The sequence below is a fragment of the Pseudoalteromonas sp. HF66 genome (assembly GCF_011806445.1).
GTDB classification, from domain to species: domain Bacteria; phylum Pseudomonadota; class Gammaproteobacteria; order Enterobacterales; family Alteromonadaceae; genus Pseudoalteromonas; species Pseudoalteromonas apostichopi.
This window is the reverse complement of record NZ_JAATOU010000003.1, coordinates 114,351-130,911: the sequence shown is the minus strand read 5'-3', so window position 1 is coordinate 130,911 and position 16,561 is coordinate 114,351. Positions and strand designations below refer to the sequence as shown.

Here is a 16,561-nt window from a genome sequence, read left to right as displayed (position 1 = left end):
CCCAATTTAGGGCGTATCTGCTATAATCCTCCCTTTGTATCCCCTTTACACCATCAATATTGAGATATGAACTTGAAAAAGATCTTTTCTGTTGCTGCGCTATGTGCAGTAAGTACTTCAGGCTATGCCGCTAATTGGAGCTCTACGCAATTACACGTTAATAACGGTGAACACAAAAATCCGTTTTCATTAACTAAGTCAAATACCACGGTTGTTTCATTGCAACACGCTTCTGGTTACGACTATGGCGATAACTTCTTTTTTATTGATTACAGCAATGACGACCGTCAGGATGGCTATCAAGATAAAGACTTTTACGGCGAGTGGTACTCAACATTCAGCTTATCAAAAATCTCTGACAGTGACTTCTCATACGGCGCAATTGCTGATGTAGGTTTAACTGCAGGTTTTAATGCTGCAGGCGATTCTAAAGTTCTTAAGTATTTACCAGGTGTAAAACTTAGCTGGCAGGCACCTGGCTTTAGCTTTTTATCTACTTTATTTACCGCTTATATCGATGACAGTGAAGGCGTAGCACGCGGTGGTGCCCCCACTGAAACAAATAGCTGGATGATTGATGTTGCATGGGGCTACCCATTCACTATCGGCTCACAAAAGTTCAACGTAACGGGCCATGTTGAATACATTGCTGAGCGTGAAAACGAATTTGGCGAAGATGTTAAAGCGTGGATTTTAGCGCAGCCAATCATCACGTGGGATTTAGGTCACGCAATGAGCATGAAGGAAAACACCTTACTGCTAGGCCTTGAGTGGCAATACTGGCACAACAAACTAGGTACAGACACAACTGAATCAGTACCACAACTTCACGTTGAGTGGACGTTCTAACGAGTTACGAGTTACGAGTTACGAGTTATAAGAATTAAAGCCTGTAGTCAGCTAGAATACAGGCTTTGTTTTAATTAAATTGATTAGAAGTCCATTTAGACACATAGCGACCACCTGCAACAGCTATTTTCTCTAAACGGTCGCAGGCACCAAAAGCAACTCCTGAACCAATTTCCTTCGTTGTTTTAGCTATAATCTCATCACCTTTTTTAAGTTGCACATGTAATGTTGCTGATGAGCTTGGTCTCACCGATGGAAAAACCCATCTATGCGAGTTAATTTCAATATATTTCGCTTCAACGACATACTCTGCTTTGGATTTTTCTTGTTGTTCAACTAATGTTACTAAATAATTTTTTGCTGAATCAGTAATCGAATTAGCTAACTTATCAAGCATGACACAATCACGTTGAACTTTATCTGCTTCAACTCCAAGGGCAAAATGCACTGCATTTAACGCTATAGGAGGTGTAGGCTTTAAGGCAATTGCTTGACTTTGCTGCTGTTTGGTGCTTTTACAGGCGGTTAAAGACACTAAAGTACATAGCAAAAAAGTAGGGATAGAATACTTCATATTAATTCCATTTAATTGTTTTTATTATTAAATCAGATAGTTATTTTATGATAATAGACATCGATGAAAAATGAAACAAAAAGAGCTGCGTAAGCAGCTCTGGGAAGATTTAATTACAGTTTACACTGTGGGTTTTTGCCTTTTGCTTTAGCTGCTTTTTGGGCTTTTAATGCATCCGACATATGCTTTTGTAGCTCTTTAATTCGGTTACCCGGTGCTGGGTGAGTCGACATAAACTCTGGGGTGCCGCTACTGCCTGCTGCACTCATATTTTGCCAAAGCGATACTGATTGCTCTGGGTTAAACCCTGCTTTTGCCATTAAATCTAGGCCGACAATATCTGCTTCTGATTCATGTGAGCGGCTAAACGGCAGCACTACACCAAATTGGGCACCTAACCCCAAAGCTTGCATAATTTCGCCGCGATATTGCACATTACCCATATCAAGTGCTGCACCACCAACTTGCAGGCCTGTTTGTAACAGTGCATTTTGTGATACACGTTCATTAGAGTGCTCAGCAATAACGTGTGCTACTTCGTGACCTAGTACTGTTGCAAGTTGGTCTTGGTTTACAGCAACTTTTAATAAACCTGTATGAACGCCAATATAACCACCTGGTAATGCAAATGCATTCGCTGAATCTTCTTCAAACACAACGACTTCCCAAGACTGCTTTGCATACTCGTTAGGTAAAACTGCAATAACATCATCAGCAATACACTTCACATAAGCATTGACACTTGGATCAGTATTAACAGGTTGCGTTTTTTTCATTTCAGCAAAACTTGCTTGACCCATTTGACTCATCTGTTGGTCTGAATATAGCGCGATTTGTGTGCGCCCTGTTGGAGAGGTTTTACAGCCAGCTAAAACAGCGGTGGCTAACACTGCCATGATTAACTTTTTCATACTAGTCCTTCAAATACTTAGTGTAATTTTGATCAATATAGCAAAGCATTGCTTAATTTTATATGAAAATGAACAATCACCCACTCAGTTGTTATTATTTAGTTAATTCTTTTACTTAGCAGGCAAACTAAGTTCACCACAGTGATTCACACTGCTACAATAGTGACCTAATGTTTGATGAATGAGTAAACAATGCCTTCCCCTGAGACTTTAAATAAACGCATTTTATTGCCTTTACTGGCAAGTATTGTCGCGATTACGCCTTTGGCAATTGATTTATATTTACCGGCAATGTTGGTAATCGCTAACGACCTACAAACAACCATGCCAAATGTGCAAATATCACTCAGTATTTATTTAGCGGGTTATGCCCTTGGTATGCTGTTTTTTGGCCCGATAGCCGATGAACTTGGCAGGCGATTACTCGCTAAGGTTGGCTTAGCACTATTTGGTATAAGCTCATTAGCACTGGCGTTTTGTTCTAATATCGAATTATTTTTATCTCTCAGGGCGGTACAAGCATTCACTGGCGCCGCTGCAACGGTCGTTGTGCCGGGTATTATTCGCCACATTTATCGAGAAAACACCGCCAAGGGTATGTCTTACGTATCAATGATCATGATGGTTGCCCCGCTCATTGCTCCTACTCTTGGCTCATTGATCATGGGTATTTCAACCTGGCAGGTCATTTTTATTACCTTAGCTGTCTATAGCTTTGCAATTTTAGCTTTAGTGCAAATTCATTTAATCGATATTCCAATCTTTAAGAGTCAGCAACGTGGCTTGGCACTGTTCTTTAATAGTTATAAAACGGTATTTTCCCGTCGTAGCGCCCTTGCCGATATTGCCAGCTCAATGTTTGCCTCATTTGCATTCTTTTGCTTTTTAACATCGGTACCTTATGTATATCTCGATTTTTTTAAAGTAGATGAGCAATTGTTCGGGGTGTTATTCGCCTTTAACGTGTTGGCTTTAATGTTCGGTAACTTTATGAATACACGTTTAGTGCCGCGCTTGGGTTCTCGTAAGCTTTTATTTATTGGCCTTGCCATTGGCTTCGTTTCTGGTGGGGCATTACTGTTATTCAGTGTGATGCATTTATCATTGTATTTTATCGTTGCAAGCATCGCACCACTGATGATGAGCTTAGGTATTGTAGCGAGTAATGCAGACTCATTGATACTAATGCAGTTTGAGGAAAAGTCAGGTACTGCAACAGCCGTTATTGGTACATTAAGATTCGGCAGTGGCGCTTTAGTTGGCCCTATCCTTGCCTTTGTTCACCCTCAAAGTGCCATTCCATTTTCTGCGATGATGTTCAGCGCACTGATACTTATCTTACTAGTGCAGCTTTGGCATCGAAAACGATACCAATCGACTTAAATATTTAACCATCCTAGCGAGCTAAATGGTCGGTAACTTAACACGATTGCTATCAAAAAAAATGCCTGTAATTAACAGGCATTTTTTATATCTCTTTAAAGCTTATTCAGCTTCTTTCGATACCATAACCATTGCTGGACGTAATAAACGGCCATTTAATGTATAACCTTTCTGCATTACTGCAAGAACAGTATTAGGTGCTACATCATTGCTTGGCTGAATTGACATTGCTTGATGGAATTCAGGATTAAATTGCTCACCTTGAGGGTTAACAATTTCAACACCGAATTTTGATACTGCATCATTAAAGCTTTTAACTGTCATCTCGATACCTTCAAGGACAGGCTTAAGCTGCTCATTTTCTTTATCAGAAAACTCAATAGCACGCTCTAGGTTATCGATAACTGGTAGTAATTCGTTAGCAAACTTTTCAAGTGCAAACTTATGTGCTTTTTCTACATCTTGAGCGGCACGGCGACGCATGTTCTCAACATCTGCTGCAGCACGAACAACACTGTCTTTTTGGTCGTTAATCGTTTGTTTAGCTGCCTCTAGTTCGCTGTGTAGTAATGCAATTTCAGCTTCAGGGCTCATTTCTTCGCCATCAACTTGCTCAGCTGCTTTTTCTGCAGCTTCTACTTCAGCTTGCATTTGCTCAAATTCTTCGTTTAGTTCAACTTCTTGCTCTGGTGATTTTGTCTGCTCAGACATAGCTTACATGCTCCAATTCTTTACAACTGCGGTAATTATGGGGATTGAATTAAAAGATTCAAGAGGCTGATGAGCCGATTAACTTAAATTCTTGGATGATTGCTTCTATTTGCGCTGATTTTGGACAAATTACACAAAATCGACTCTGGTATTCATGGTTATTAAAATATGGAACGCTGATCACCATCAGCTCATTACAATCTGTAAATGGTAATTGTTCTGTATTTAAAACCGATAAACCATTTTTAAATGCGAGTTTATCTTCAACAAAATTTAAAAATGATACACCTATATTTAAACTGGTCTGGCAATCAACTTGGCGGTAAAGGTAGTTTTCACCCACTACAATGCTATTGTCTGAACCAAGCTTTTGACTTAATTGCCGAGTCCATTGTGTCAGTGAGTCATGGCAATTATGTGGTGCAGTGCCTGCCATTGCCTGCATACGATATAAACCTTCCATTAAGGTTTGCTGGCTAAATACAGTATTGAGCCAAGTGGCAAACTGATAGCGAACGGCATCAGATGAGTCTTCAGGTTTGGTAATACAAATATTATGGCTCTGCCCTGCTCTATCGATGAGTAGAATAAGCCAATTACTACCATCAAAATCTAGCACCTCTACTCGGAAAACCAGCTGTGAGCTGACTTGAGGTAATCCCACACAGCAACACACTTTATAGCGTTGACTTAAACCATGGGCAAGCTCAACTAATTGTGCTTGTTCAGGCTGCCAATATGTTGCGATTTCAGGCAGAGCAAAAAACTCTGTGAGCCAATAATCAAACCCAGCATTGGTAGGCACACGGCCTGCTGAAGTATGGGGCGAATATAATAAGCCCACTTTTTCAAGCCGTGCCATTGCATTACGCACTGTAGCTGAACATACTGCCATACCTTTTTGTTTGGCAATACGAGTTGAGGCAACAGGCTGACCTTCTCCATTACAGTAAAGGCTCATTACAGCTGAAAAAATTTGTTGGTCACGCGGATTTAATTTCATAATTTATTCATTTAGCTTCTTGCCAGTGGATATTTGGGCGCATCAAGTTTATTTCAAGTTATTTTCAAAGCATTAATTTTTAATGTAATCTAGCGATATGAAAGTTTAAGTGCAAATAACATGGATTCACCGTTTAAAACCATAGGTCTAATTGGCAAACCTAATCACAGTGCCGCGGCTGCCACACTTGGTCGCTTGCACACATTCTTGCGTGCGTTAGGATTTGAAGTACTAGTAGAACAACGCACTGGCCGCCAGCTTGAAGACGTACCTGCTGAAAACCTAGTTAAATTGGTAGATTTAGGTGAACGTGCAGACTTAGCCATAGTAGTGGGCGGCGATGGCAATATGCTTGGTGCAGCAAGAGTTTTAGCACGTTTTGATGTAGCCGTAATAGGTGTAAACCGTGGCAATTTAGGCTTTTTAACCGATTTAAACCCTGAAGGTTTCGAAGCCAGCCTTGAACAAGTGCTAAGTGGCCAATTCCTCGAAGAAAAGCGCTTTTTGCTTGAAGTTGAAGTATATCGTCATGCTGAACTAAAAAGTGCGAATTTGGCGGTTAATGAAGCTGTATTACACGCCGATAAAGTCGCTCATATGATTGAGTTTGAAGCCTTTATAAACAACGATTTTGTGTTCTCACAGCGCTCTGATGGATTAATTGTATCAACGCCAACGGGTTCAACAGCTTATTCACTTTCTGGTGGCGGTCCTATTTTAACTCCAGAGCTGAACGCAATTTCACTTGTTCCGATGTTCCCGCACACTCTATCAAGCCGTCCCCTTGTGGTTGATGCGGATAATGAAGTGCGCTTAAAACTTAGTCTTGAAAATACCGATAGCTTACAAGTCAGCTGCGACAGTCATGTAGTTTTAGCTGTGTTACCTGGTGATGAAGTGGTGATAAAAAAAGCAGATAAAAGACTGCGTTTAATACATCCAAAAGAGTACTCTTACTACAACGTACTGAGAAAAAAGTTAAACTGGGGAAGCCGCTTATTTTAAGCGGCTTTTTTATCTTAAATGATTGCCAAGGCGCAGTGATTAGCGCAAAATAATCAAACTTAATGCTGTATTTTTTTAAGGATTATAAGGCAAAATGAGCTATATCGTTTTTCTTGCTCTATTATTACTGATCACCTTACTAGGTTGCTACTGGATGGTTGAGAGCAACCGTCGTAAAGCTATTGAAGCTGAAAAAAAACACTTTAATCAGCGAGTAAAAAAAATCAACAATGATTTTAAGGATAAATTAATTGATTTTAGCGAAAGTAAGATAATTCGTCCGAAGAATATTCAACGCTTAAGTATGATCACCAGCAATTATTTTGTTGTTCAAGCTCATAATGAAGAAAACCTGACCTACCTTGAGTACATTAGCGATTTACTGCTCAACACTATCATTATGGAAGCCAGCAAAGCACAAAGCCCTGAGCAGATTGATCAGCTTGCAGACAGACTACAATATTTTATGGCTGAATTACCTTACAATGGCATTGAATATAACAAATCGTTTTACCAAGAAGCCCTACCATCACTGATTGAAGTAATTAAATATCAGCCTCCAGTGGATTTACAAGACGATCAGCTGCCAGCCCAGAGCACACAAGCGCCAGATGATTCCACACCACAAAATCAACTGTCAGAATTAAGCAAAGCTTAAAAATTTAATTTGCAAAACCCGAAAACACTGTATAAATTAACAGTTAATTAGCTGGATGGATAAACAGTATGTTAATCGGGTTAGAAATTAAAAACTTTGCCATTGTAAGTAATTTAAGTACTGAGTGGCACAATGGTATGACAGCCATTACAGGTGAAACAGGTGCGGGGAAATCAATTGCAATTGATGCCCTCTCTTTATGTTTAGGCGAACGCGCTGATGCTGGTGCTGTTCGCCCAGGTACTGATCGTGCAGAAATTTGTGCACAATTTGATATTAGCCAACTCCCTCTTGCCCAACACTTTTTAGAGCAACATTTACTTTCAAACAGTGAAGGCGAATGTTTACTACGCCGTGTTATTTGCAAAAATGGCCGCAGCAAGAGCTATATTAATGGCAGCTCAGTTACAGCTGCACAGTTAAAAGAGTTAGGTCAGTATTTAATTTCTATTCACGGACAACATGCCCATCAGCATTTATTAAAAGCTGAACATCAATTACATCTGCTTGATGCCTATGCTGGCCACAATCAATTATTAGCTGATGTTAAAGAACGCTATAAAGCCTACCAAGCATTACTCAAAGAGTTTAACCAGCTTGAGCAACAACAACAGCAACAAGCCGCTCAAAAGCAATTACTTGAATATCAAGTAGCTGAGCTAGATGAATTTGCCCTGCAACCTGGCGAGTTTGAAGAGATTGAAGCTGAGCATCACAAGTTAAGCCATAGTCAAACCATCTTAGAGTCATGCCAACGTGAGCTACAACACTTATACGAAAGTGATGAACAAAGTGCTTGTTCGTTATTGCAACACAGCGCACAGCAATTTGCTGAGCTTGCGAACTACGATGAAAGCTTATCAAGTATTGCATCACTACTAAGTGAAGCTGCAGTGCAAGTTGAAGAAGCAAGTCGTGAAATTCGCAGCTATGTTGATGTTACTGACTTAGATCCTGCCCGTTTAGATGAAGTAGAAACCCGCTTAGCAGGTGCTATGGACCTTGCCCGTAAACATCACATAAAACCTGAAGAGCTTGTTAAATTTCATCAGTCGATTGCAGAAGAATTAGCATCAATCAGCTATAACAGTGACCGCCTTGTTGCTCTTGAAAGCGAAATTAGTTCTGCCCTTAAGCAATACAAACAAGCAGCTCAACTATTGAGTGAAAGCCGTCATAGTTACGCTGAGACACTTAATCAGCTAATCAGCGATAGTATGGCGAATTTATCTATGGAAAACGGCAAATTTGCGATTGATATTCAACAAACTACCGATAAAGCACCAAGTGCAATGGGCTTTGATACGGTTTCGTTTTTGGTGTCGACGAACCCAGGTCAACCAATGCAAGCCCTCTCTAAGGTAGCCTCTGGGGGTGAGTTATCACGTATTAGTTTAGCTATTCAGGTTATTATTGCTCAACGTGTTACTACGCCTACACTGATTTTCGATGAAGTAGATGTGGGGATTTCAGGCCCAACCGCCTCTGCTGTCGGCAAGCTTTTACGCCAACTAGGTAAATCAACTCAAGTTATTTGTGTGACTCACCTTCCGCAAGTTGCTAGCTCTGGGCATCAACAATTTTTTGTAGCAAAAGAAATTGCAAATGGCGAAACCTTTACGCAAATGAATAAACTTTCAAAAGATGGTCGTATTGATGAAATTGCACGACTACTCGCAGGCGATAACATTAGTAAAATGGCAAGAGCTAATGCCAAAGAGCTTATTAGCGCACATGCATAAATTGGTAGTTAAGTCTGTTTAGAGTTTAGAGTTTATAAATGAATATTAAAAATATATTTACTGTTGTGATACTTGGATTGATTACGCTAAGTTCAAGCCATACTCAGGGTGCTACTACAAATTCAGCTTATCAAAGTACGCAATTATTCATTATTTTATTTGAATGTATATTAGTTGCACTCCCTACAACCGCTTTTTTGTTGGTTGTTTGGAGTCGCTGGAAACATTTGCGTTTTAAACAGTTGCTACAAGCCGTGTTAAATTCATCTTTGATTTTAATGCTACTTAGCATGGTAACAGTTACTCAGTTAACACAAGGCTTATCGTCATGGTTAATTTTTTTAGCAATCAGTCATACATTACTTGTTGGTATTAATTATTTATTTCTTAGACAGCATTCTAATAAAGTAAAAAATACCCTTACAGGCTGCTGGTAATAGAATCAACGTTAGTTTTATAAAAAATCGCGAAGCTTTTAACACTTCGCGATTTTTACATAACTTGGCAATAATTAATCTATCTCACTGGCATAGTTAAACAAGTTCATTAATAAACGATCCGCCATACTTGTCACTTTTGGGCCTTGTGTAATATTTTCTAATTTATATTGAATTGTTAGCATTCCACTATCAGCCAAGATAATATCGCCTGTAGCAGGGTCTTTTACGATAGTTGGCAAGCCTTGTTGGTTTACAGCTAAGACTTGGGCCCCCGCAGGCATCTCTGAAAAATAACCTCTTGCTGTACCTGATTGATAAAACTCAATTACCTCTCCAAATGGTCCTGCGAACATTCTTTGCTGTGCTTTGGTACTCTCTCCTGCTGGATTAGGCATACTTGGTCCATCAATGTAACCTTCTGCTGTTACTTTATAACCCCATCTTGTGTATATTTTTTCCTCTGGGTAATCAGCATCACCAGCAATAATGGCAACATTACCTTTCTTTAATGACCAATTATAGGCTTCATCGAGCTCTGCATCTGTAAAATTACTTAACCTGAAACTACCAATAAAAAAGATATCGGTGTTGTAATTATTTAACGCTTCCTCTGTAATTGAATTTGCCGCTGCAAAATCATGATTTATTGATAGAGGTTTACGAACAACACCATTTTCACTGAAATTGTCTGTACTAGTTAACTTTTCTAGGGCCCAAAGCATTAGCAAGCCGTTAAGCGTATACCCTTGCCAAGTGGCTTGTCTGTTTTGGTCAATGCTAGTGATGACTATCGATTCTGGCTCAGTGCTACATGTATACTTTTTATTATAGCAAGCAACTGGTTTTATCGTATCCATAGCTAAATCATTGACACGCACTGGGAATGAACCTACTTCACAAGTATTACCAGTTTCGATAGATGCCTTATAAAGTTTGGTAAGATTGAAGTGTCCTTGATCATTAATTACTTCACGAGAAATCAATAATTCACCGTTTTGATCTACCGCAGCGCCTGTTACAGTTACTAACCCATGATTTGATATTCGAGTTAATTGTAATGTTGATAAATCAAGTGAGAAGATACTTTTAGAAGAGATCAAATAAATCTTTGAATCTTTTATAACTATGTCGCCCCGAAGGATATCAGAGCTGCTACCATAACCCGTCATTTCACCTACGTACTGAGTCTCTCCTGAATCAGGGTAGATAATGTAAAACTTGCTACCCTTTGAGCCATACATAACATCTCGCTCAGGATCATAAGCAAGTCTTGTCATTGGGCTGCTACGACCAACTTCTACGTGCTCACCAGTTGCCATATCCACATATGCAAGTTTGGTATATTTAAATTTATTACCTTTAATCGGTAACCCTTTTAGTTCTTCATCGGTCAAATTTAAAGAGCCAGGATCTAACTGATATGTTAGTGGTCTAGGGGCTGATACATAATATAAACGGTTACGAGTACTATCAAACGCCATAGCTGCTGAGGAAAACTTAGCTTTCGAATGAATCGCAGCACTTTGATCTTGTTCATTCAAGGAAAAGACAATCCCTAAGTCACCTCGCCCAGAATTAATTCCATATAGCTCACCGGTACACGTATTTGCATAGACACCCGACGAAAGTACAGTGCAAAGTGTCATTATCGATAACATAGAGATTTTCATTTTATATTCACCTAAAAAGATAAAATCAAACTTATTTACTAACAATTAAAAATAAAAAGTTAGCAAATATTAATTTATATATATAGCACAAGGTAAATACTTACTTTTAAATCACAACAAAACAATAGGAAAATTTTGATTTTAACAACAATCCATAATAATCAATAATTAAAAATGATAAAACAAAAATAAAGTAACAAAAAAGAACCATTCGAAAGCAAGACTTTAAAATCAAGGCAGCGCTGTAAATAAATCATAAAATATGCGTACACATCAATTTAAATTTAAATCAGATTAAAAAGAAAACTAAACACTACTATTATTTATTAGAATGAATTTATGATGGGAGACGATTTATATAAATTACCATCGTGAAGTAAATGACTTCACGATAGTTTAAATAAGGATAATTAATCTATATCACTTGCATAGTTAATTAAGTTTAAGAATAGCCGTTCGGCCATGCTAGTTACACCTGTACCTGGAGTGTAGTTCTCAACTTTATCTTGAGTGTTAACAATACCATTATCAGATAATAGAATATCGCCAGTTTCTGAGTCCATAACAATTGTAGGCAGACCATCTTGATTAACTGCTAATACTTGACTACCTGCTGGCATTTCAGAGAAATAACCTTTCGCACCACCCGCTTGATAAAAACTCGTTACACCACCAAATGGGCCAGCAAAAATAGCCTGCTGAGCATGAGTACCCACACCATCAGGGTTTTGCGTATTTGGGCCGTCGACATAACCATCACGCGTGACAGTATAGCCCCACTTCGCATACACTTTTTCATTCGGCAAGTCAGAGTCAGCTGCAATAATAGTTACGTTACCTGGTTTCTTTGACCAATTGTATAGCTCTGAAACTTCAGCATCTGTGAAATCTGTATCATGAAAACTCCCCACAAAAAAGATATCTGTGCCATAAGAATCGATTGCAGCTTCTGTAATAGAGTTTGCAGCGGCAAAGTCATGATTAATTGTAAGTGTTTTATTTACAATTCCACCTTCACCAAAATTTGCTGCACTCTTAAGTTTTGCGACAGGTTTATCAAATAAATAAGCATTCAATGTGTAATTTTGCCAAGTCGCTTTTCGTTGCTTATCAATACTCGTGATAACAACTGACTCTGCACCGGTACTACAGGTTGGTTTGGTATAACAAGCAACTGGTTTAAGTGTGTTTAACGCTAAATCATTAATACGCATAGGATACGTACCCATTGCACATGTTTTACCCGTTTCAATTGATGCTTTATACAGCTTAGTTATATTGTAATTACCTTGATCGTTAATAACTTCTCGAGCAATAATCAGCTCACCATTTTGATCAAGCGCAGCACCGGTCACTGTCGTTAAACCATGTTCAGATTTTTTCGTTAACTCAAGTGTAGAAAGGTTCAAAGAGAAAATGCTTGTTGCAGAAACTAAATAAACTTCTCCGTTTTTAACAACCATATCACCACGAAGAATATCTGAACTATTCCCATAGCCAGTCATATTACCTACAAACTGGGTTTCACCAGAATCTGGGGAAATAATATAAAACTTACTGCCTTTAGAGCCGTAGATAACATCACGATTTGGATCATAAGCTAATCGAGTCATCGAATTAGAGCGACTAAACACTGTGTGCTCATTTGTATCCATATCAACGTAAGCGAGACGAGTATACTTATACTTTTCACTTTTAATTGGCAGGTCAGCTAGTTCATGACTTGCTAGATTAAATTCAGTTACATCAAGCTTATACGAAAGCGGTCGTGGAGCTGAAACGTAATAAAGTCGGTTTCTTGTACTATCAAATGCTATAGCTGCTGACGAGAAAGCAGCTTTTGAATGAATCGCTGCACTTTGCGTATGTTCATCAATAGAAAAAACGAAACCTAAATGGCCTCGACCAGAGTTAATACCATACAGCTCGCCTGTGCAGCTATTTGCCGAAGCATCTGCAGCCACGGCTCCGCATACCATCAATATTGACAGGATAGATTTTTTCATTGTATTTCACCTGAAGAATTAACTAAAACTTTATCATTAACAGAAATAGCAAATAAATTATTTACTATTAATTTAATGGAGCATAAATTATCCAAATCTAGATTTTAGGATTCCGTAGGTTGAATACAATCAGAAATTTTTGATACTGAGACAAAAAGATGAAAAACCATAACATCTCAGGTGTTACTGAATTAAGGATAAAACTTTATCATTAATTGAAGTTTTGTTGTGATAAACGCTAACTAATAACTCCATAATTTGCACACATTTGCTGGTTAGTATAAGCACACTTTAAGCTTATTCTAACTGCAAATGAAATACTCTTTACTTATCGCTACATGTTTACTGTCTTTTTCCTGTGTAGCAACCTCACTACCAAGCTCTCTATTAAATCAAGTCACTGACCTTGAGAACCAAGGCAAGCTCATTGAAGCGCTCACTATTCTAGAGCAATACAAAGATAAAAATAGCGCTACATCGAGCCCTGTAATTGTGATGGCACAAGCGCCTCTGTTACGTAAACAAGGTCATTACAATAAAGCGATTGAACTATTATCGCCATTACAAAAGCTTGCTAGTTTAAGCAAAAAGGACCAATACCACATCCAAAAAGAGTTGGGGATCAACTATCGTCGCCAATTAAAAACAATAGAAGCAAAAAAACACTATATGGCAGCCTTAGCGCTTGCAAACGAGCTTGAAGACAAAAACCTACAAGCACAAAGCCATAGCAATTTGGGTTCACTATACGACACACTAAATGATCTTGAACAATCAATGCATCATCAGGTAAAAGCACAAGCGTTATTAGAAAACAGCGATAATTATGAACTTGTTGCCACTAACTTTTATAACTTAGCAAACCTTGCTCACAGGCTTGATGACCTCACGCAATCTGAGTACTTCTATAAAAAAGCACTCGAGTTTGATATTAAAACCAAAAACCAAATGAATATTGCTGATACCAGTTTACAACTTGCCAAGCTGGTGTATAAACGAGGCGATTTAGAGCAGGCTCTTCCCTTATTAAATAACGCCTTTACCCGTTTAGCCGACGTCAAAGCCTATGAAAATATGGCGACGGCGAAGCATACGTTAATGCAATTGTATTTGAAAATAGGCAACCAGCATATGGCTCTCAGTAGTGCTGAGTCTGGGCTCAATGCAGCACTTAAATCTGGCTCGGCGTTAAGTAAGATCTACTCTTACTTTAATTTAATTGAATTGCATTTAGTCCTTAAAAACCCTGAGCTAATTGGTCTTTATTTAAGTCGAACAAAAGAGTTGTTACTAGGTATCAATAACCGATTATTGAATCAAAAGCAGCACGGCTATACCGCAATTTATGCTGAATTGATAGGTGATTACAAGCTAGCAGCTGAGCAGCTAAAGCTTGAAAATGAACTGGCCGAGTCTTTGTTTGAAGAACATCTAAATCAAGCTGTCGAAAAGAATAAAAAGCAATTAACAGCAATCGAACAACAGCAACGAATTGATGATGAAATACAAAAAAACAAACTCGCAACTGCACAAATGAATAACCAGCGACTAGAAAAACAGATTTGGTTGTTGTCTGCTGGTATTGTTTTGTTGTTTAGTATCCTTGCGTTAGTACTCTATTACTTCAAGCATAGAAAAGCGTTATTTAAAGCCAAGCTTTATCAATATAACTTAATTGAAAAAGACAAAATGCTCGCTGATATCTCTCATGAATTACGCACCCCATTGAGCGTATTGAAACTGCATATAGAAGCACTCGAGCTCGACATACAAGAAAACCGCGATCTCGCCTACAGCAAAATTAATGGCAAGATAGCACAACTTAATAACTTAATTTCAGATGTATATCAGTTATCGCAAGCTGAAAATAAAACCCTTACATTGAACCTTCAACAATATAATGCCGCACAAATTTTTGCTGAATACGAGCAAGACATGCGCCGTTATGTTTGCAGCCATCAGCTAACTTTTTTGGCTGACATTGTTATTGCTAATGATGTTGAGATCACGGTAGATAAACAAAAACTCGACCAAATCCTCAACAATATTTTTACTAATGCGTGTCTATATACAGACACCCCAGGCCATGTTCGCCTAAAGGTGAGAGCGAATAAACAAGAGCTGTTTATACAAGTCGATGATACTTCTCCGGGTGTAGGTAAAGCTCATATAGGCAAGCTCTTTGACCGTTTATATCGTGTTGAAGAGTCTCGTAGCCGCGCATCAGGAGGCTCAGGTTTAGGGTTATCAATTTGTCAGAGTTTTGTCGAATTGATGTCAGGTACTATTAACGCATTACCGGGTAAGTCAGGTGGCTTATGTATTAGAATCTTACTGCCTTTAGGTAATAAATAAGCCTCTCCATTTTTCCACCACATTTTATTGCTTAAATAGCACTATAAACTACTGTGGAATGGAACCATGTCAGAGTCATTAAAGCACGCCCAATGGGCAAAATCTATTGAGCGTAAACATCGCCAAAGCAATGTTAAAAAAACCAAAAAGTCCCCACTGCCAATTTATGCGGCCCTTGCCAGCATGCTGTTAAGTGCAGCACTCTATTATGCAAGCTACGAAAAGCCAATAGAGTACCCTCCACTGTCTGAAGCTGCAAAACAACGTATTTCTCAGTTTTTTGCAAAGCAATTTTTACTAGGCCAGTGGCGATTAGATCAAATTAAGTACTCAACTGATGCGATTCAGGTCTATGTACGAACGCCCTATTCGATAGCCCTTGAAGGTGAAGCGCTTAGCCAATATTTACATTACGCGCTGTGCCCTGTCCCTAGCAAACAAATTTGGCAAGATATTCAAGCAAGGGAATTATCAGTGTATGTGTTTACCCATTCGATTCGAAAAGGTGAACGTACAGTGTGTAATTAATAGTAAAGGCGATGAACGCCAAATCAATTGATTTGACGTTCATCATAGCGATAGCCTGCACCATAAACGGAAGCGACTATCTTAGGAGAGAACTGTAAATTCTTCAGTTTTTTACGAATATTTTTGATGTGACTGTCGATTACGCGGTCGGTAATATCAAAGTTATTGGGCTGAATGTGATCAAGTATCTGCTGCCTTGAAAAAACACGCTTAGGGGCTTTGTACAAAAGCTTGAATACGTCAAATTCTACTTTAGTTAAACCCAAAGACACGCCCTTTATTTCAACTTCAAGCGCATCTTCGTTTAAGCAAATAGTAGCAGGCGTTTCAACAGTTTCCTTGCTAATAGATACTGGCGTGCAGCGTCTTAAAATAGCTTTAACACGCATCACCAGCTCTGCACCGCTAAATGGTTTACATACATAGTCATCTGCGCCATGTTCTAACCCTTTTAACCTATCAGCTTCTTCGACTTTAGCGGTTACCATAATAATAGGCACCATTGAAAAAGCGCGGATCTGCTTCATGCATTCCACGCCATCTAAATTAGGTAACATTACATCTAGAATTATTGCATCTGGATTTTTTTCTTTAACCCACGACACCACAGCACTGCCATCAGTGATGTGGTGAGTAGTAAAACCAGATGCATTAAAGAACAACAGTACTTGTTCTGCAATATCTAAGTCGTCTTCAACGACTAATATCTGCGGCATTTTTATTTCC

15 protein-coding genes are annotated in these 16,561 nt (G+C 38.8%); 8 read left to right on the top strand and 7 right to left on the bottom strand.

From position 1 onward, the window contains the following. Positions 1–66: 66 nt before the first annotated feature. Positions 67–849 carry a nucleoside-binding protein gene (locus HCZ11_RS04920; protein ID WP_167657802.1) on the top strand — a complete coding sequence of 261 codons (783 nt, stop codon included), beginning with the start codon at positions 67–69 and terminating at the stop codon, positions 847–849. 70 nt (positions 850–919) lie between these two features. Here HCZ11_RS04920 and HCZ11_RS04915 read toward each other — a convergent pair whose 3' ends face one another. Next, positions 920–1,423, bottom strand: a complete 504-nt coding sequence (locus HCZ11_RS04915; RefSeq protein WP_167657801.1) for a hypothetical protein — start codon at positions 1,421–1,423, stop codon at positions 920–922. A 113-nt stretch (positions 1,424–1,536) separates the two neighbouring features. Further along, positions 1,537–2,334: a M48 family metallopeptidase gene (locus HCZ11_RS04910; protein WP_130051288.1), complete on the bottom strand. Its 798-nt coding sequence runs from the start codon at positions 2,332–2,334 to the stop codon at positions 1,537–1,539. A gap of 192 nt (positions 2,335–2,526) precedes the next feature. Between HCZ11_RS04910 and HCZ11_RS04905 the strand changes: the two genes are divergently transcribed. Then, positions 2,527–3,717, top strand: a complete 1,191-nt coding sequence (locus HCZ11_RS04905) for a Bcr/CflA family efflux MFS transporter (RefSeq protein WP_130051287.1) — start codon at positions 2,527–2,529, stop codon at positions 3,715–3,717. Positions 3,718–3,819: 102 nt separating this feature from the next. Here the strand turns inward: HCZ11_RS04905 and grpE are convergent, their stop codons facing one another. Further along, a complete protein-coding gene (grpE, locus tag HCZ11_RS04900) occupies positions 3,820–4,428 on the bottom strand; it encodes a nucleotide exchange factor GrpE (protein WP_054551515.1) in 609 nt (202 codons plus the stop codon). A 58-nt stretch (positions 4,429–4,486) separates the two neighbouring features. Next, a complete protein-coding gene (locus HCZ11_RS04895; protein ID WP_130051286.1) occupies positions 4,487–5,431 on the bottom strand; it encodes an HrcA family transcriptional regulator in 945 nt (314 codons plus the stop codon). Positions 5,432–5,551: 120 nt separating this feature from the next. Between HCZ11_RS04895 and nadK the strand changes: the two genes are divergently transcribed. From nadK to HCZ11_RS04875, 4 genes are all read left to right on the top strand, one after another. Then, positions 5,552–6,436, top strand: a complete 885-nt coding sequence (gene nadK, locus HCZ11_RS04890; protein ID WP_130051285.1) for an NAD(+) kinase — start codon at positions 5,552–5,554, stop codon at positions 6,434–6,436. Between the two features lie 94 nt (positions 6,437–6,530). Further along, positions 6,531–7,094, top strand: coding sequence for a hypothetical protein (locus tag HCZ11_RS04885; protein ID WP_175580378.1), 564 nt, complete (start codon positions 6,531–6,533; stop codon positions 7,092–7,094). 68 nt (positions 7,095–7,162) lie between these two features. Beyond that, on the top strand, positions 7,163–8,836 hold the full coding sequence (gene recN / locus HCZ11_RS04880) for a DNA repair protein RecN (RefSeq protein ID WP_130051283.1): 1,674 nt from the start codon (positions 7,163–7,165) through the stop codon (positions 8,834–8,836). Positions 8,837–8,874: 38 nt separating this feature from the next. Continuing rightward, on the top strand, positions 8,875–9,273 hold the full coding sequence (locus tag HCZ11_RS04875; protein ID WP_167657800.1) for a hypothetical protein: 399 nt from the start codon (positions 8,875–8,877) through the stop codon (positions 9,271–9,273). 74 nt (positions 9,274–9,347) lie between these two features. Here HCZ11_RS04875 and HCZ11_RS04870 read toward each other — a convergent pair whose 3' ends face one another. Then, complete coding sequence (locus tag HCZ11_RS04870; RefSeq protein ID WP_167657799.1) at positions 9,348–10,946, bottom strand: hypothetical protein; 1,599 nt, start codon at positions 10,944–10,946, stop codon at positions 9,348–9,350. 410 nt (positions 10,947–11,356) lie between these two features. Beyond that, the gene (locus tag HCZ11_RS04865) at positions 11,357–12,952 is read right to left on the bottom strand and encodes a hypothetical protein (protein WP_167657798.1); all 1,596 of its coding nucleotides are present in this window, start codon (positions 12,950–12,952) and stop codon (positions 11,357–11,359) included. Between the two features lie 312 nt (positions 12,953–13,264). Between HCZ11_RS04865 and HCZ11_RS04860 the strand changes: the two genes are divergently transcribed. Together HCZ11_RS04860 and HCZ11_RS04855 are read left to right on the top strand one after the other, a co-directional pair. Further along, entirely contained in the window at positions 13,265–15,307 is a 2,043-nt protein-coding gene (locus HCZ11_RS04860; protein ID WP_167657797.1) for an ATP-binding protein, read from the top strand. Between the two features lie 66 nt (positions 15,308–15,373). Continuing rightward, on the top strand, positions 15,374–15,835 hold the full coding sequence (locus HCZ11_RS04855; protein ID WP_167657796.1) for a hypothetical protein: 462 nt from the start codon (positions 15,374–15,376) through the stop codon (positions 15,833–15,835). Between the two features lie 23 nt (positions 15,836–15,858). On the opposite strand, the gene HCZ11_RS04850 is transcribed toward HCZ11_RS04855, so the two are convergent. Continuing rightward, a complete protein-coding gene (locus tag HCZ11_RS04850) occupies positions 15,859–16,551 on the bottom strand; it encodes a response regulator (RefSeq protein WP_167657795.1) in 693 nt (230 codons plus the stop codon). Between the last annotated feature and the right edge of the window lie 10 nt (positions 16,552–16,561).

Excerpts from the sequence above, each read along its gene's own strand:
- HCZ11_RS04920 (WP_167657802.1), top strand. The coding sequence starts at position 67 with ATGAACTTGAAAAAGATCTTTTCTGTTGCTGCGCTATGTGCAGTAAGT.
- HCZ11_RS04855 (WP_167657796.1), top strand. The coding sequence starts at position 15,374 with ATGTCAGAGTCATTAAAGCACGCCCAATGGGCAAAATCTATTGAGCGT.
- HCZ11_RS04850 (WP_167657795.1), bottom strand. The coding sequence starts at position 16,551 with ATGCCGCAGATATTAGTCGTTGAAGACGACTTAGATATTGCAGAACAA.
- nadK (WP_130051285.1), top strand. The coding sequence starts at position 5,552 with ATGGATTCACCGTTTAAAACCATAGGTCTAATTGGCAAACCTAATCAC.
- HCZ11_RS04915 (WP_167657801.1), bottom strand. The coding sequence starts at position 1,423 with ATGAAGTATTCTATCCCTACTTTTTTGCTATGTACTTTAGTGTCTTTA.
- HCZ11_RS04870 (WP_167657799.1), bottom strand. The coding sequence starts at position 10,946 with ATGAAAATCTCTATGTTATCGATAATGACACTTTGCACTGTACTTTCG.
- HCZ11_RS04865 (WP_167657798.1), bottom strand. The coding sequence starts at position 12,952 with ATGAAAAAATCTATCCTGTCAATATTGATGGTATGCGGAGCCGTGGCT.
- HCZ11_RS04895 (WP_130051286.1), bottom strand. The coding sequence starts at position 5,431 with ATGAAATTAAATCCGCGTGACCAACAAATTTTTTCAGCTGTAATGAGC.
- HCZ11_RS04885 (WP_175580378.1), top strand. The coding sequence starts at position 6,531 with ATGAGCTATATCGTTTTTCTTGCTCTATTATTACTGATCACCTTACTA.
- HCZ11_RS04860 (WP_167657797.1), top strand. The coding sequence starts at position 13,265 with ATGAAATACTCTTTACTTATCGCTACATGTTTACTGTCTTTTTCCTGT.
- HCZ11_RS04875 (WP_167657800.1), top strand. The coding sequence starts at position 8,875 with ATGAATATTAAAAATATATTTACTGTTGTGATACTTGGATTGATTACG.
- recN (WP_130051283.1), top strand. The coding sequence starts at position 7,163 with ATGTTAATCGGGTTAGAAATTAAAAACTTTGCCATTGTAAGTAATTTA.
- HCZ11_RS04910 (WP_130051288.1), bottom strand. The coding sequence starts at position 2,334 with ATGAAAAAGTTAATCATGGCAGTGTTAGCCACCGCTGTTTTAGCTGGC.
- grpE (WP_054551515.1), bottom strand. The coding sequence starts at position 4,428 with ATGTCTGAGCAGACAAAATCACCAGAGCAAGAAGTTGAACTAAACGAA.
- HCZ11_RS04905 (WP_130051287.1), top strand. The coding sequence starts at position 2,527 with ATGCCTTCCCCTGAGACTTTAAATAAACGCATTTTATTGCCTTTACTG.